A 16194-nucleotide genomic window follows, 5' to 3' on the forward strand; every position below is an offset into this window, starting at 1 on the left:
GTATTTTCTACTTATCATAGTCCCGAAGTGCTTCTTTATACTTCTTCAGCTCATCACGGACGATCGCTGCCATTTCAAAGTTCAGGTCAGCGGCTGCCATGTTCATCTTCTTTGTCAGCTTATCGATCATTGCTTTCAGCTCTTTCTTTGTCATGGATTCAATATCTTTCTCTGCATCCACAACCGGTTTATCTTCTGTGACTTCATTTGTAATAAGATCACGGATACTCTTCTGGATCGTCTTCGGTATGATCCCATGTTCTTTATTATATGCATCCTGTATCTTCCGGCGTCGATTCGTCTCCGAGATCGCATGCTTCATGGAATCCGTCATGGTATCCGCATACATGATAACATGACCTTCTGAATTTCTCGCAGCACGTCCGATCGTCTGGATCAATGAAGTCTCCGAACGCAGGAAGCCCTCTTTATCTGCATCCAGGATAGCCACCAGTGTGATCTCCGGAATATCAAGTCCCTCACGAAGGAGGTTGATACCAACTAATACGTCAAATACACCCATTCTGAGATCACGCACGATCTCTACACGCTCCATTGTATCAATATCGGAATGAAGATATTTGACCTTAATACCATTCTCACGCAGGAAATCTGTCAGATCCTCTGCCATACGTTTTGTAAGTGTTGTAACCAGAACCTTGTGTCCCTGTTCTGTCTCTTTCAATATCTCTGACATCAGGTCATCGATCTGTCCTTCTACCGGACGGACATCCACTGGCGGATCCAGCAATCCGGTCGGCCGGATGATCTGCTCAGCCCTAAGCAGCTCATGCTCTGCTTCATATTTTGATGGTGTCGCCGATACAAATAACACCTGATCTAACTTCGATTCAAATTCTTCAAAATTTAACGGACGGTTGTCCAATGCGGATGGCAGACGGAATCCATAATCTACCAGATTCTGTTTTCTGGAACGGTCACCTGCATACATTCCTCCGACCTGCGGAATCGTCATATGCGACTCATCTATGATCAACAGGAAATCATCACCGAAGAAATCCAGCAATGTACTCGGAGTCTCCCCGGATTCTCTGCCGGATAATGGCCCTGAATAGTTCTCGATACCGGAGCAGAAGCCTGTCTCCCGCATCATCTCTATATCAAAATTTGTCCGTTCTTCAATTCGCTGTGCCTCGATCAACTTATCATTTTCCTTAAAATACTGTACCCGTTCAGCCAATTCCGCTTCGATCTTTGTAAGTGCACGTTCCAGCTTCTCATGTCCGACAACATAATGAGAAGCAGGAAAGATACAGGTAAAATTCAGGCTACGCCTGATCTCTCCGGTCAACGGATCAAATTCACAGATACGATCAATCTCATCACCAAAGAATTCAACCCGCACAGCATCTTCAAATGTCGATACCGGAAGGATCTCCAGCACATCCCCGTGTACACGAAATGTTCCACGGTGGAAATCCATATCATTTCTGACATACTGGATATCCGTCAGTTCATCGATCACCATATCCCGATCCTTGATCATGCCGACACGGAGCGACAGCATCTGCTCCCGGTATTCATCCGGATCACCGATACCGTAAATACAGGATACCGAGGATACGACCACAACATCTTTTCTGTCTATCAATGCCGCAGTTGCGCTGTGACGCATCTTGTCAATATCATCGTTGATCGCAGAATCCTTCGCTATATAAGTATCAGTCGATGCCACATATGCTTCCGGCTGGTAATAATCATAATAAGAAACAAAATATTCTACCGCATTTTCCGGAAAAAATTCCTTCATTTCCGAATATAACTGTGCCGCCAGCGTTTTGTTGTGCGCAAGCACCAGCGTCGGTTTATTCAGTTGTGCTATTACATTTGCCATGGTAAATGTCTTACCGGAACCGGTTACACCTAACAGGGTTTCAAACTGATTTCCTTCTTTAAATCCATCCACCAGCTCTTTGATCGCCTGCGGCTGATCACCGGTCGGCTGATATTCTGATACTAATTTGAAATGATCCATTATGTTCTCCTGATATATCTATCTAAATACAATCAATATTCTTATTATTGTTCTCTGTCTAATATATCATTCCATTTAAAAAAAGTACAGAGCAAATCGAATATTTGTTCTTTATTCTATAAGAACCTTCCGCTTCCCACTGTGTCATCCGCAAAGCGGATTTAAAAACCATGCCATCCATGGTATACTATGTCTTATCAAAAAAATGAACGAGGTGTAACATGAGCGCAATCGTAACATTAAAGAAGGGCGAGGGCAGAACCATCAAAGCCGGCGGCGCCTGGATTTATGACAATGAAATAGATACCATCATGGGAAGTTTTGAAAACGGGGATATCATCATTGTAAAAGACTTTGACGGATATCCGATGGGAAAGGGATTTATCAATACGAATTCCAAGATCACTGTCCGTATGCTGACACGTCACGTCGATACCGAGATCAATGAAGATTTCTTCCGCATGCGTCTGCAGGCAGCATGGGATTATCGTAAGAAAACCGTAGATACAAGCAGCTGCCGTATCGTATTTGGCGAGGCAGACTTCCTGCCCGGTATTGTGATTGACAAATTTGAAGATGTGCTGGTCGTTGAGTCACTTGCACTTGGAATTGACAGAGTTAAAAATTTGTTAATAAATATTTTAAAAAATGTCCTTAAATCGGATGGTATAATAATCAAAGGTGTTTATGAGCGTAGCGATGCTAAAGTTAGAATAAATGAAGGGATGCAGCCATTCAAGGGATTCATTGGGGATGAATTCGACACGAACGTGGAAATTGTTGAAAATGGCGTACACTATATTGTTGACGTAAAAGACGGTCAGAAGACCGGCTTCTTTCTTGATCAGAAATACAACCGACTTGCAATCCAGCGTCTTTGTAAGGATGCAAAAGTTCTTGACTGTTTCACACACACAGGCTCTTTTGCGCTGAACGCCGGAATTGCCGGTGCCGCAAGCGTACTGGGTGTAGATGCTTCCGCACTTGCGGTCAGACAGGCACAGGAAAATGCAAAGCTGAACCATCTGGAGGATTCGGTTACATTTATCTGTAAAGATGTCTTTGATCTGCTTCCTGAACTGGAAGAACAGGGCGAGAAATTCGACGTTGTAATTCTGGATCCACCTGCATTTACAAAATCACGCAACTCAATTAAAAACGCTGTAAAAGGTTATCGGGAAATAAATCTGAGAGCCATGAAGCTCGTTAAAGATGGCGGCTTTCTTGCCACCTGTTCATGCTCCCATTTCATGGACTATGAACTCTTTACAAAAACCATCGGACAGGCTGCTTCCAACTCTCACAAACGACTGAGACAGGTTGAATTCCGTACTCAGGCTCCTGATCATCCGATTCTGTGGGCTGCAGATGAATCATACTATCTGAAGTTCTACATATTTCAAGTAACCAGCGACAAATAGCTGGAGTTTCAGAGATTGGTCCTCTGTCATTTATCTTACTTGTAATACTTTTGGGAGGTAAACATGAAGCTAATACAGAGAAATAGGGATGCAGCATATCTACAGTATGATAAATATGTCGATTTCGACAATCCCATGGTTATGGAGAAGGCTATGGATCTTACCAAAAACTGCAGATCTGTTTACGAAAAAATAGAAACCATATATTATTTTGTCAGAGATGAAATTGATCACACCTGGGACGCCAAAGATTCCACGATCACAATCTCTGCGTCAGATGTTCTGGAAAAGAAAACCGGCATCAGCTATTCAAAGGCAAATCTGTTAGCCGCACTGATGCGTGCAAACGGTATTTACACCGGATTCTGCTACCAGAGGATCAAACGATTCACATATGATAACAAGCTGGCACTTCATGCACTGAATGCGGTATTTGAACCGGATGTCAAGAAATGGATCCGCTTGGACGCCAGAGGAAACAATTACCAGTTTCAGGCTGATTTCTCGATCAACGAACGACATCTTGGATATGAGCTCCGACCGGAGCTTGGTGAATTTGAATTCGACGATCTGATTGCGGTTCCTCTTCCATCGACAATGGCCGTTCTGGAAAAGAGCACAAATGCGATCAAAATGTACTATAACGATCTGCCGGACTACAACGATTAATATCATATTATACAAAATCATCGGTCCTGCCGACCGACAGTTTTCCTGATTATTCTAAAAACTGTTCTGTTGGCGCGGTCGATGATTTTTTATGTCTGTCTGAAATGATTTCCGTTGATTTTTCCGGTATCGCAGGGTTTAATTTCCTGTTGTCTTATGGTAGAATTATACACAGTTAAAAATTTTACGAAAAGGGGTTACCGATATGAGTAATGTCACAATTATGAATCATCCTTTGATCAAACACAAAATATCAATGTTAAGAAACGAGAACACCGGAACAAATGAATTCCGTACACTTGTAGAAGAAATCGCTATGCTTATGGGCTACGAAGCACTTCGTGATCTGCCTACAGAAGATGTAGAGATCAAGACTCCGATTGAAACCTGCAAATCTCCTATGATCGCAGGCAAGAAGATGGCAGTTGTACCGATCCTTCGTGCCGGTCTTGGTATGGTAAGCGGCATCCTTGCTCTGGTTCCATCTGCAAAAGTTGGACACATCGGACTCTACAGAGATCCGGAAACACACGAACCACATGAATATTACTGTAAACTGCCGGATCCAATCGAGCAAAGAACAATCCTCGTTGTTGATCCAATGTTAGCAACCGGCGGTTCCGGTTCCGAAGCTGTTTCATTTATCAAACAGCACGGCGGCAAGAATATCAAATTCATGTGTATCATCGCTGCTCCCGAAGGTCTGGAAAGACTTCAGAAGGATCACCCGGACATCCAGATCTATGTTGGTCAGCTTGACAGATGCTTAAATGAAAATGCTTACATCTGCCCGGGTCTCGGTGATGCCGGCGACAGAATTTTCGGAACAAAATAACAGGAAGGCTTACATTATGAGATATATACACGAGCTTCGCGAAGGCGAAATGGTTTCAGAGGTTTACCTCTGCAAAAACAAGATCACAGGAAAGACAAAATCAGGTAAATCCTACTATTCTCTGCAACTGGTAGATGCCAGCGGAACAATGGATGGTAAGATCTGGGAACTGAACAGCGGAATTGGGCATTTTGAATCCATGAACTATGTTAAGGTTGACGGCCAGGTTACCTCATTTAACAACACTCTCCAGTTGACAATTAAGAAGATCCGTATCGCTGAAGAAGGGGAATACGATATCAACGACTATATGCCATGCACGAAGAAAAATGTCGATGAAATGTTTGACAAGCTGCTTGGCATTATCGCAACGATCGAAAAGCCTTACTACAAAAAGCTTCTGGAAAGCTTCTTTGTAGAGGACAAAGCTCTTGCAAAAGAATTCAAAAAGCATTCGGCTGCCAAATCCATTCATCATGGATTTGTCGGTGGTCTGTTAGAACACACTCTGGCAGTTACCAGCATGTGCGACTACTACACTACATACTACCCAATCTTAAATCGTGACCTGCTCCTGACTGCTGCCATGCTTCATGACATCGGTAAAGTCTATGAGCTTTCAACATTCCCGGAAAACGATTACACAGATTCCGGTCAGTTACTTGGTCACATCGTAATGGGTACTATGATGATCCGCGACAAGATCCGTGATTCTGTTCCGGAATTTCCTGCAAAGGAAGCAAACGAACTGGAGCACTGTATCCTCGCCCACCACGGCGAACTGGAATACGGCTCTCCAAAGAAGCCTGCCCTGATCGAAGCACTTGCATTATCATTTGCCGATAATACAGATGCCAAGATCCAGACATTCATGGAAGCATTAGACAGCAAGGACGAGACCGGCTGGCTTGGTTACAATAAAATGATAGAAAGTAATATCCGCAGATCTACAAAATAAAGGATACGATATTTATTTTATGGAACTTAAAAAGAACAGTATATATACAATAGAAATAACGGACATGGGAAATGAGGGAGAAGGCATCGGTCATCTCTCTCTTTCTGATGTAGCAAATAACAAAACAGGCACAGACATTTCCACGAAAGCTTCATCCGAAGATGGAAATAACGTGCAGAATATCACTGTATTTGTCAAAGATACGGTAATCGGTGATGTAGCCGAGATCTCAATCATGAAGGCAAAGAAATCGATCGCCTACGGACGGCTGGTTCGCCTGATCACACCATCCCCTTACCGCGTAACTCCGGTCTGCCCGGTCGCAAAGAGCTGTGGCGGATGCAGTCTTCAGCACATTTCCTATGAGAAGCAGCTGGAATACAAATGGAACAAGGTAAGAGAATGTCTGCGCCGGATCGGCAAGATTGAGAATCCCGATACTCTGATGGAACCGATCTATGGTATGAAAGAACCATACCACTATCGAAATAAAGCACAGTTTCCGGTTGGCAGAGATAAAAACGGCAATATCGTGATCGGCTTCTATGCCGGCAGAACCCATTCGATCATCGATTCCGATACCTGTGCGATCGGTGCAGAAGTAAATGATCAGATTCTGCCGATCATCCGCGCATTTCTCACGGAATATAACATTTCCACTTATAACGAAACAACCGGACAGGGTCTGGTACGTCATATTCTGACCCGTGTTGGTTTTACAACCGGCGAGGTCATGGTCTGTCTCATCATAAATGGAAAAAAACTGCCTCATGCAGATGAACTCATCTCCCGTCTGACAAAAATTTCCGGAATGACTTCAATCTGCCTGAACATCAATACAGAAAAAACAAATAAGATTCTTGGACCAACCTGCAAAACACTGTGGGGCAGTCCATACATCACAGATTATATCGGCAATGTAAAATACCGGATCTCACCTCTGTCCTTCTATCAGGTAAACCCTGTGCAGACTAAGGTACTTTATGAAAAAGCATTGGAATATGCAGATCTGAACGGCGAGGAAACCGTCTGGGATATGTACTGCGGCATCGGAACCATCTCCCTATTTCTTGCTCAGAAAGCAAAACAGGTATACGGTGTGGAGATTGTTCCTCAGGCAATCCTGGATGCCCGTAAAAATGCGGAACTTAACGATATCCACAACGTCGAATTCTTTACCGGAAAAGCGGAGGAAGTTGTTCCTGCCATTTATGAGAAAGGGGGCGACGGGTCCCATGCAGATGTCGTCGTTGTCGATCCACCAAGAAAAGGCTGTGACAAGGTACTCCTTGACACCCTGATCCGGATGAATCCAAAACGGCTTGTCTATGTAAGCTGCGATCCCGCAACCCTTGCCCGTGACATCGCCATCCTCACTCCCGCCGGCTACCACCTCGAAAAAGTCGCTGTCGTCGACCAATTTGGCCACACCGGGCATTGTGAAAATGTTTGCTTGCTGTCGAAGAAACTTTGAGCTTATGGGGGTTAGCGGGCTTTTTTGAAGATTATGTATCTGTGTTTTTAACAGAAAAAATGTAGATAGAAAATAGAAATTTAAGAGGGGTGCCAAAATTTGCGAAAACACCAGACATGCGCCGGAATAGTATAGGCCTCCAGACGTGTGCGAATAATATATGTTTCTTTAGAAAAAATCGAATGAATTAAGAAAGGCCATAAGAAGGATGAGTAAGAAAAAAGAAATTATTTCTTTGATAATAGGTTTTGTGGGAGCTGTGGCTGGATTGTATGGTGTTATGTCATTTAACCGGTTCGTATTGATGTCATTACCGATAGGAATAAGAATGGTATGTATGATTCTGACTTACTGGTTAATTGCATTGATTCCAGCCATAGTTATGATTGTTAATAAAGACAAGTTGACAGATTATGGGTTTAGCAAAGAGAAAATAGGAATGCAGATTATTGTTGGCATCCTAATTGGAACTGTAATGTCGGTTTTGCTGACATTAATACCACATCAAATTGGTTTTGGTGAATTTGTAGATAGTGGAAAAAGATATAAATACCTATGGCAATTCATTTATGAATTCTTTTATTGTATATTTGCAATTGGTCTTGTTGAAGAGTTTGTATTCAGAGGATTCATTTTTGAAAAAATCAAACGTGTTGCTGGTAAGGATATCATAGCAGTTATTATTTCATCAATCTTTTTCGGGGTGTTTCATTTCTTCAGTGGAAATCTTGTACAAATGGTTATGACAGCGTGTATAGGAGCATTTTTCTGTTTTTGCAGATTAAAGATTAAAAATAGTTCTACTTTATCCTTGATCATTGGACATGGTGTATATGATGCATTAATTACTGTTTTCGCATCTGCTTTGTTATGAGGTTTCCGACCATTGCCACATGGTTTTTGGATTTGGAATCTCTTGATTCGATTATAGCTTTATGATAAAATATCCGAAAATGCGGAAAATATAGAAGGATATTATAGTATGAACATATATGAAAAAATCTTTGCCAGACTAGAAGAATTACATATGAGCCAAATTGAATTATCACGAAGAACTGGTATTGCTACCAGTACAATCAGCGACTGGCGTAAGAAAAAGATTAATCCACAGGCAGATAAATTGGTTTCTATTTGCAAGGCTCTAGATATGTCACTTGTGGATTTGCTTTGTGATGAGAAAGTAGTAGAGCAATCAATCGAAACAGACTTTGTGTCTGATGGTCAACATATTATTGAATTATTTATGGACTCAGATTTAGAAACAAAAAGAAGATTACTAAGATATTTTGAATTGATTGAAATCTGCAGAGAAATCAATCAGGAAAATGAGTTAGAAAATATTAAGCGAAATGTTTCAGTTATTCAGGATGCTGACGGCAACAATATTGTTATGATTAACGATATTGCATTTAAAGGAAAACGTTCTGTAGAGTGGAGTGATGTTGAAAAATATCTTAGGCAGTATGTGGGAGACATTTATCGAATAGCTGAAACAGAAGATATTATTTATATCGGTACAGATCTTCCTGATGAATATTCTGGCTCAAATTACACAAAGCATATAAAGGGAACTATTGCTAAAGCGAAAGCCAATGCTGCGCAGGCTATCCCAGAGATGATAGAAATCGCAACATCAAAGACTTTTGAAGATAATAAGAAAAATAAGCACAGCAGACACGCAAAAAATGGATGGTACCGTTATGACACAAGATTTGCATTGCCAGTATATGATGAAAATGGAGATGTTGAGCGATACAATGTATTCAGTGCGAGAATATTAATTAGACATGCATCTTCAGGAAAAATGTACTTGTATGATGTCTTGAAAATAAAAAAAGAAACGAGCAAGTCCTGTCAGGAATAATCCCTACCCGGTGAAAACCCATTTCCTTTATGATGCTATGGTACAATAAGAAATGCTATTTGTCAATCCGAATATTCAAATGAACCACAGGAGATACAACAATGTTATACATCATGCGACATGGAAAAACAGACTGGAATGCCATGCGGAAACTACAAGGTCGGACAGACATTCCATTAAATGAAGAAGGACGCCAGATGGCGGAGCATGCCAGAACAGAATATGCCGATATCCATTTTGATACCTGCTACTGCTCTCCCCTTATCCGAGCAAAGGAAACAGCCGAGATCGTATTAAAAGGGCGGAACATTCCGATCATAACGGACGACCGGTTAAAAGAAATGAGTTTTGGCAGCTATGAAGGAACCGCAAACTGCATAACTACTCCCGGCTGTCCAATAAAGGATCTCTTTCTTGATCCGGCAAACTATAAAGTTCCAAAGGATGGTGGAGAAAGCTTTGAACAGTTATTTGCGAGAACAGGAGAATTTCTGAAAGAGGTTGTAAAACCACAATTAGATCAGGGAAAGGATGTCCTGATCGTCGGACATGGAGCTATGAATTCCAGTATCATCTGTCAGGTCAAAGGGATCCCGCTGTCAGAATTCTGGAGCGCAGGAATCGAGAACTGCAAACTAAAATGTATACTATAAATAATATTCAAAAATCCAAACAAACAAAAACGCACATTTCGTTCAATAACAAATGAGGAGATATTTGAAATGAAGACCTACAACTTCTACGGCTGGGAACAGGCAACCGTTCCTGCCATAACAAACAAATATAACGGAATCCATACCCCACAGGATCTGTACGACAGATTATCTGATATCTGGTGTGCTGATACCTGCGCACCAAGACTGCGTGACGGCTGGACACCGGAGAATAAAACCTTGGGGCAGTGCTCTATCACAGCATTTCTGGTTCAGGACATCTTTGGCGGCAAAGTATATGGCATCCTGCGTCCCGGCGGAAACTATCATTGCTATAACGATGTCAACGGTCATATATTTGACCTGACCAGTGAACAGTTTGGTGATGAGACTCTTTCTTATAAGAACAATCCTGAGCAGTTCCGTGAAGTACATTTTGCAAAAGAAGAAAAACATTTAAGATATGAATATCTGAAACAACAACTGGCATGCTTAAACCAGCAATCCACTTGCTGATTTTCGTAAGATCAGGTATGCTGAAAAATAAATATGACATCTGAGAAAGGAACCCGGACTATGATAGGTTTAATCGTTGCTCGTTCAAAAAATAATGTAATCGGAAAAAATGGACAGATCCCATGGCGGATCAAAGGAGAACAGAAACAGTTTAAAGAACTGACAACAGGGAATACTGTGGTTATGGGACGTAAGTCATATGAAGAGATCGGACATCCTCTCCCGAACCGAATGAATATCGTTGTATCAAATACTGCCAATTACTCCGGCGAAAACCTGCTTACCGTTCATTCTTTACAGGAAGCTCTTGATGCTGTAAAAGAGGGAAATGTCTATATCTCCGGTGGATACGGGCTGTTCAAAGAAGCACTTCCATTGGTTGATACCATGTATATCACAGAAGTTGATACTGTCGTTGAAGATGGAGATGTCTTCTTCCCAGAATTCAACGCAGATGAATTCGATATTACAACTGGTGAATCCGGCGGTGACGACATTACATTTACCCGTATGACCTACACCCGCAAGAAACTGTAAACAAGGACAACCCATATGAATACACAGACAACAAATGAAAATCCTCTCGGCTCTCAGCCCGTAAAAAAATTATTAATGCAATTTGCCATTCCAAGTATAGTAGCCATGCTGGTTAGCTCTCTTTATAACATTGTTGACCAGTTTTTCATTGGGCGAAATGTCGGCGAACTTGGTAATGCTGCGACCAATATTTCATTTCCACTTTCCATATCCTGTATCGCGATCGCTCTGCTGTTCGGCATCGGCGGCGCATCTGCTTTTAATCTGGCTATGGGAAAAGGAGAAAAGGAAAAAGCTGTTTATTATATCGGCAATTCCGCTGTTATGCTCTTTGGCTGTGGTGTGATTTTAACTACGATCACCCTGCTGTTCTTAGAGCCTCTGCTCCGCTTCTTTGGATCTCCCGACAATGTACTTTCCTATGCAAAAACTTACACAGGCATTGTTGCAATCGGATTTCCTTTTCTGATCCTCACAACCGGAAGCGGTCATCTGATCCGAGCTGATGGGAGACCGAAGATCAGCATGATCTGTAACCTCACCGGAGCCGTGATCAATACGATCTTAGATGCACTGTTTGTATCCGTTCTTCAGATGGGTATGGCAGGTGCAGCCATCGCAACCGTTATCGGTCAGGTAATCTCCGCCGGTCTTGTCATCTGGTTTTTATCCCACTGCAAGACTGTAACGATAAGAAAAAAACATCTCCGCATCAGCAGATCGATCATAGCAAGAGTCTCATCCCTTGGTACTGCTCCTTGCAGCAACCAGCTTGCCATGATGATCGTACAGATCATTATGAACACATCTCTCAAATACTATGGCTCCCTTTCTATCTATGGCGAAGCAATCCCTATCGCCTGTGCCGGAATCATCACAAAAGTAAACCAGGTATTCCTATCCCTGATCATCGGTATATCACAGGGCTTACAGCCGATCACCAGCTATAACTATGGTGCAGGGAAATACAAACGGGTGAAATCTGCCTATCTGTTTGCTTCTACCTGTGGATTTGTGATCGCGCTTATTGCATTTCTGCTGTTCCAGTTTGTGCCAAGGCAGATCATATCCATTTTCGGAAACGGCTCCGAAAGCTACTTTCAGTTTTCAATCAGCTATTTTCGTATTTTTCTGTTCTTTACGTTTATAAACTTTATGCAGCCGATCACTTCGAACTTCTTTACATCGATTGGCAAACCGAAAAAAGGAACATTCCTGTCATTGACCAGACAGATCCTGTTCCTTCTACCATTATTAATTATTCTGCCGCTTTTTATGGGCATTGATGGCATTATGTATTCTGGTCCGATTGCCGATGGACTTGCTGGAGCGGTCGCCATTTTCATGGTCTGGAATGAATTCCGCACCAAACCTTTCCGCTAAAAAGATTAAACCGTCTCCAGCCCTTTATCAGGGTTAAAGACGGTTTTTATCAACACATTTTGTTCTATAACTCACAATGGTCTTTATATATGATGATATCACCAGGCACCGTTCACACAGGCAAGTTTACTTTTTACTCACACATCGGGAAACGGACAATAAAGCGAGTGCCGATCTCCGGACGGGAAACGACCTGGATCGTGCCGGAATGAGCATCGATGATCCATTTGGCGATAGACAAACCAAGGCCGGAACCGCCGGTCTCGCCATTTCTCGCTTCGTCCGACCGGTAAAATCGTTCAAAGATATGAACGACATCTGACGATTCCATTCCGATTCCCTCATCCTGTATCATATAACTGACATAACCGGATTCCAGCATAACTCCTAATATAATATCCGCATCATCCGAAGAATACTTTGCCGCATTCTGTACAAAGATCCGGATGGACTGTTTGATCATGGCTATATCACCTGTCATATATGCAGGATCTGTTCCACGGAACAGATAGCGGTGCTTCCCATCGATCATCTGGGATTCCTCCCAGACCTCACTGACCATCTGATTCAGATCCAGTTTCACTTTATTCAAGGTATTTCTTCCGCTGTCACCCCGCGCAAGGAACAGAAGCTGTTCTACCAGTTCTTTCATATGCTGGGACTCATTCTTAAGGGCTTCGATGGATTCTGTCAGAACCTTTTCATCCTCTTTTCCCCATCGATCCAGCATATTCACATATCCCTGGATCACAGCAATAGGTGTCCGAAGCTCATGCGACGCATCCGATACAAACCGTACCTGCCGCCTTTCATTTTCTTTCATATTCCGAAGCAGATTATTCAATGCGATCTCGATACTTTTCAGTTCCTTGTCACCGGTATGGATTCCCTGTTCGGCATCATCCGGAGAAATATGTGATATTGCCTGTTCCAGATGAGCCATCTGATCCCGAGCGATCGTTTCTGTCGTCTTCGAATCAGAATGCTTCTTCCGATCCTCCATACCATTTTGCTCAAATGACATCTTACTGATCTGTTCTGCTTTTACCGCCAGATCATTTAACGGCTTCAGCTTTCTTCTGACAACAGAAGTCCGGAATAACGCAAAAAACAACACAAATCCTTCTGCCGATAACAGTATGGTTCCCGGTACAGCTACCAAATCCCTTACATCCCGGAAATCATATGCATATGATTTCCGGTCATTTCCATCGATCACATATTCCAGTGTATGCTTTTCTTGATTGACATTAAAATAATAATGCTCACCTGTTACCTGATCCGGAAGCTTTGTTGTACACCAGTACATCCATGTTCCCATAATAAGAAGGGCAATGATAATATTGATTCCTATTACATTGCCCACTTCCTTCAGCCAGAAGCTGATATTTATTTTTCTCGCAATCGAGGTCACTCTCTTATTTTCATTCATCTGTGATACCTTTTCTTCTACATTCTTACATCCATACATGCACAGCTCTGGCTCGCGCCCTGCTCTCAAAAACAAATATTTCATGTATGCATTGCGAACTAATCAAGATGGCAATTGCACGCACTGTATTCAAAGCAGACATCCGACGATATCCTGCAGCCTTTATGCCAGTCTGTATCCTTACGATTCCCGGATCACATATCCAACCCCACGGACAGTTGTGATCAGCTTGATCCCAAACCGGTCATCAATCTTCGTACGAAGATAACGGACATATACGTCTATGATATTTGTCTCACCGACATACTCATAACCACAGACAATATTCATCAGCTTTTCCCGATCCATGACGATATTCTTATTCTCCATCAGCGTATGCAGCAGTTCAAATTCCCGATTGGTAAGCTCCACCGGTTCTCCCGCCACCATAACCTCATGCCGGTCAGTATCCAGGCTGACTCCATGGATCTCTAGCTTATGTGTCTCCTGCCGGTCTGTGCTTTTCCGCTTCAGCGCTACACGGATACGAGCCAGAAGTTCTTCGATCGCAAATGGCTTCGTAATGTAATCATCCGCTCCCGCATCCAGCCCGGACACCTTGTCCATTACCGCATCCCTTGCAGTAAGCAGCAGGATCGGTACATTATTTCCTTCTTTACGAATACGGCGAAGAACCTCCAGACCATTTAGCCTTGGAAGCATAACATCCAGCACGATCAGGTCAGCATGTTCTGATAGTGCCAGATCCAGACCTGTCCGCCCGTCAAATGCCTTTATTACTTCATAGCCTTCATGAACCAATTCCAGCTCTACAAATCTGGCAATCTTTTCTTCATCCTCTACAATCAAAATCTTCCGGCTCATCTCTACTCCTTGTTGTGACGATTTATTTTAAGGGAGTATCTTGAGTACCTATGTCCCTTAAAATAAATCTGTGTATTGTAAATTAATCTCTCACATTAGTTCTTGTTAATGTCTGTCTTAATAGTTTCTACCGTATCCGCAACCTTGTCACAGGCACTGTTCAAATCTACATTGATATTGTCGATTCCTGCGAAATGGTATCTACATTCACAGAATAAACCGACCACTAATAATGGAATCGTGATCCAGAATGCGAAGATGATCGCAAGTATCAACACCAGAACAGGTACATTCACCATAGTGCTGCCGCGTCTTTCTATGATGAACTTGGAATCCACGCTTTTCTTTAAAAGTCTTCCACACCAGGAAAAAAATTGATCCATCATCTGACCAAAGGTCTTTTTATTGCAGTCTCTGGTATATTCCTGCTGTGCCTGTTCGAATTCTGTTGATGTCTGCTGTGCCTGTTCCGTCGTGTAACTGGTTACCTCCGGTGCTTTCACCTTACCGTTCTTTTCCAGATAAATGATCGCATCCAGCACATCATAATTCGTTGCTTCCAAAGCTGCCTTGGCTTCTTCATAGCTGACACCTGTTTTTTCTCTTATCTTTTCTACTTTTTCTAAATTATCCATATCTTTTTCCTTCTTTCTCTATTCTCTCCTCAGCTGATGGTTTTACTATACCAGCCACGAATTAATCTAAAATAGGAGAAAGATTAAAATCAGATTAATAAATTAACCTTCTATTTCAATGCAGCTTTCTCGATCGAATAGCTTCCGATCAACTCATCATCTTCATCATAAACAGCAAATTCACCAGTCAGCGTTGTCATTGCTTTCACGTCGGACACGTCACAGAATAAGGTTGCATATGTATGCCCCATTGCATCTGCCACATAAGAAATTTCCTCTTCTTTTCCATTTACAAGAACTGTGTCAAATGTTGCCTGTATCTTTTTATCCGTTTTATTGTAAACCTCAAATGCCAGTACTTGTTCTGCGTCATCGCCATCACTGTCATTCTCAATTCCAATATAAGATACTGTAACCTTGTCATTATCAAGAATCGTTACAGCTCCCTCTTTTACGGTATATTCCTTTGTATCATCTTTTTCATTTGAAAGGGCAACGTCATCGATCTCATATGTACCGATCGTATAACCTTCCATGTCATCCACACATACAATACCAGTCAAAGAAGCCGGCGCTGCATCACAATCCACCAGACAAATCTGATCCTCACTTGTCTGTGCTTCCACATCCAGTCCAAACATTGGCTGAAGCGTCTCTCCATCAACCACTACATCACTGAAATACACATTTACCATCTGATCATCCGATTTATTTGTAATCGTAAACATCATTCCATGAACTTCCGGATCATATCCATTATATACCAGTGCAATCTGATCATTATCCAGCACTTCTACTGCAACCGTTCCATCCTCTGCCGTTGTTATCTCTTCGGAGGTCTGCTGCTTTTTATCTCCGCATCCGGATACAAGCCCTGCCAGAATACACAAACCTGCCGCCAGAATACAATGTCCTCTTTTCATAATCATTTATCCTCCACATTTCTTTCAAAACCAG

Annotated in this window: 16 protein-coding genes; 11 read left to right on the forward strand and 5 right to left on the reverse strand. The window is 42.3% G+C overall.

The genetic code is table 11. The features are described 5' to 3' along the window. Positions 1-7: 7 nt before the first annotated feature. Positions 8-1996 (reverse strand): excinuclease ABC subunit UvrB, encoded by a 1989-nt coding sequence (gene uvrB, locus DXB77_RS09045; protein ID WP_117807834.1) that lies wholly within the window; start codon positions 1994-1996, stop codon positions 8-10. 221 nt (positions 1997-2217) lie between these two features. On the opposite strand from uvrB, the gene DXB77_RS09050 reads away from it, so the two are divergent. The 11 genes from DXB77_RS09050 (at position 2218) to DXB77_RS09100 (ending at position 12306) form a co-directional block, all read left to right on the forward strand. Then, a complete protein-coding gene (locus DXB77_RS09050) occupies positions 2218-3417 on the forward strand; it encodes a class I SAM-dependent rRNA methyltransferase (protein ID WP_021944346.1) in 1200 nt (399 codons plus the stop codon). A 63-nt stretch (positions 3418-3480) separates the two neighbouring features. Further along, a complete protein-coding gene (locus tag DXB77_RS09055; RefSeq protein WP_117807838.1) occupies positions 3481-4086 on the forward strand; it encodes a transglutaminase family protein in 606 nt (201 codons plus the stop codon). A gap of 205 nt (positions 4087-4291) precedes the next feature. Further along, a complete protein-coding gene (upp, locus tag DXB77_RS09060) occupies positions 4292-4921 on the forward strand; it encodes a uracil phosphoribosyltransferase (protein WP_117807840.1) in 630 nt (209 codons plus the stop codon). A 16-nt stretch (positions 4922-4937) separates the two neighbouring features. After that, on the forward strand, positions 4938-5879 hold the full coding sequence (locus DXB77_RS09065; protein ID WP_021944344.1) for an HD domain-containing protein: 942 nt from the start codon (positions 4938-4940) through the stop codon (positions 5877-5879). Positions 5880-5898: 19 nt separating this feature from the next. After that, on the forward strand, positions 5899-7353 hold the full coding sequence (rlmD, locus tag DXB77_RS09070) for a 23S rRNA (uracil(1939)-C(5))-methyltransferase RlmD (RefSeq protein WP_118663071.1): 1455 nt from the start codon (positions 5899-5901) through the stop codon (positions 7351-7353). A gap of 208 nt (positions 7354-7561) precedes the next feature. Next, positions 7562-8227, forward strand: coding sequence for a type II CAAX endopeptidase family protein (locus tag DXB77_RS09075; protein WP_117807844.1), 666 nt, complete (start codon positions 7562-7564; stop codon positions 8225-8227). A 108-nt stretch (positions 8228-8335) separates the two neighbouring features. Further along, positions 8336-9217: a helix-turn-helix transcriptional regulator gene (locus DXB77_RS09080; RefSeq protein ID WP_117807846.1), complete on the forward strand. Its 882-nt coding sequence runs from the start codon at positions 8336-8338 to the stop codon at positions 9215-9217. 101 nt (positions 9218-9318) lie between these two features. After that, the gene (locus tag DXB77_RS09085; protein ID WP_118663072.1) at positions 9319-9870 is read left to right on the forward strand and encodes a histidine phosphatase family protein; all 552 of its coding nucleotides are present in this window, start codon (positions 9319-9321) and stop codon (positions 9868-9870) included. A 69-nt stretch (positions 9871-9939) separates the two neighbouring features. Further along, positions 9940-10386, forward strand: coding sequence for a hypothetical protein (locus DXB77_RS09090; protein WP_118663073.1), 447 nt, complete (start codon positions 9940-9942; stop codon positions 10384-10386). Positions 10387-10446: 60 nt separating this feature from the next. After that, positions 10447-10923 carry a dihydrofolate reductase gene (locus DXB77_RS09095; protein WP_117807852.1) on the forward strand — a complete coding sequence of 159 codons (477 nt, stop codon included), beginning with the start codon at positions 10447-10449 and terminating at the stop codon, positions 10921-10923. A gap of 15 nt (positions 10924-10938) precedes the next feature. Then, entirely contained in the window at positions 10939-12306 is a 1368-nt protein-coding gene (locus DXB77_RS09100) for an MATE family efflux transporter (RefSeq protein WP_118663074.1), read from the forward strand. Between the two features lie 133 nt (positions 12307-12439). On the opposite strand, the gene DXB77_RS09105 is transcribed toward DXB77_RS09100, so the two are convergent. From DXB77_RS09105 to DXB77_RS09120, 4 genes are all read right to left on the reverse strand, one after another. After that, positions 12440-13807 carry a HAMP domain-containing sensor histidine kinase gene (locus DXB77_RS09105; protein ID WP_243100170.1) on the reverse strand — a complete coding sequence of 456 codons (1368 nt, stop codon included), beginning with the start codon at positions 13805-13807 and terminating at the stop codon, positions 12440-12442. 111 nt (positions 13808-13918) lie between these two features. Beyond that, positions 13919-14602, reverse strand: a complete 684-nt coding sequence (locus tag DXB77_RS09110) for a response regulator transcription factor (protein ID WP_117807856.1) — start codon at positions 14600-14602, stop codon at positions 13919-13921. 95 nt (positions 14603-14697) lie between these two features. After that, positions 14698-15237, reverse strand: coding sequence for a DUF4342 domain-containing protein (locus DXB77_RS09115; RefSeq protein WP_117807858.1), 540 nt, complete (start codon positions 15235-15237; stop codon positions 14698-14700). A gap of 110 nt (positions 15238-15347) precedes the next feature. Then, a complete protein-coding gene (locus DXB77_RS09120) occupies positions 15348-16160 on the reverse strand; it encodes a hypothetical protein (protein ID WP_118663075.1) in 813 nt (270 codons plus the stop codon). Positions 16161-16194: the final 34 nt, after the last annotated feature.

It is taken from the genome of Clostridium sp. OM05-9 (assembly GCF_003481465.1).
GTDB lineage: Bacteria > Bacillota > Clostridia > Lachnospirales > Lachnospiraceae > Coprococcus > Coprococcus ammoniilyticus.

Bases quoted from the DNA above. Each gene is read 5' to 3' on its own strand.
- uvrB (WP_117807834.1), bottom strand. From the start codon at position 1,996: ATGGATCATTTCAAATTAGTATCAGAATATCAGCCGACCGGTGATCAG.
- DXB77_RS09050 (WP_021944346.1), top strand. From the start codon at position 2,218: ATGAGCGCAATCGTAACATTAAAGAAGGGCGAGGGCAGAACCATCAAA.
- DXB77_RS09055 (WP_117807838.1), top strand. From the start codon at position 3,481: ATGAAGCTAATACAGAGAAATAGGGATGCAGCATATCTACAGTATGAT.
- upp (WP_117807840.1), top strand. From the start codon at position 4,292: ATGAGTAATGTCACAATTATGAATCATCCTTTGATCAAACACAAAATA.
- DXB77_RS09065 (WP_021944344.1), top strand. From the start codon at position 4,938: ATGAGATATATACACGAGCTTCGCGAAGGCGAAATGGTTTCAGAGGTT.
- rlmD (WP_118663071.1), top strand. From the start codon at position 5,899: ATGGAACTTAAAAAGAACAGTATATATACAATAGAAATAACGGACATG.
- DXB77_RS09075 (WP_117807844.1), top strand. From the start codon at position 7,562: ATGAGTAAGAAAAAAGAAATTATTTCTTTGATAATAGGTTTTGTGGGA.
- DXB77_RS09080 (WP_117807846.1), top strand. From the start codon at position 8,336: ATGAACATATATGAAAAAATCTTTGCCAGACTAGAAGAATTACATATG.
- DXB77_RS09085 (WP_118663072.1), top strand. From the start codon at position 9,319: ATGTTATACATCATGCGACATGGAAAAACAGACTGGAATGCCATGCGG.
- DXB77_RS09090 (WP_118663073.1), top strand. From the start codon at position 9,940: ATGAAGACCTACAACTTCTACGGCTGGGAACAGGCAACCGTTCCTGCC.
- DXB77_RS09095 (WP_117807852.1), top strand. From the start codon at position 10,447: ATGATAGGTTTAATCGTTGCTCGTTCAAAAAATAATGTAATCGGAAAA.
- DXB77_RS09100 (WP_118663074.1), top strand. From the start codon at position 10,939: ATGAATACACAGACAACAAATGAAAATCCTCTCGGCTCTCAGCCCGTA.
- DXB77_RS09110 (WP_117807856.1), bottom strand. From the start codon at position 14,602: ATGAGCCGGAAGATTTTGATTGTAGAGGATGAAGAAAAGATTGCCAGA.
- DXB77_RS09115 (WP_117807858.1), bottom strand. From the start codon at position 15,237: ATGGATAATTTAGAAAAAGTAGAAAAGATAAGAGAAAAAACAGGTGTC.
- DXB77_RS09120 (WP_118663075.1), bottom strand. From the start codon at position 16,160: ATGAAAAGAGGACATTGTATTCTGGCGGCAGGTTTGTGTATTCTGGCA.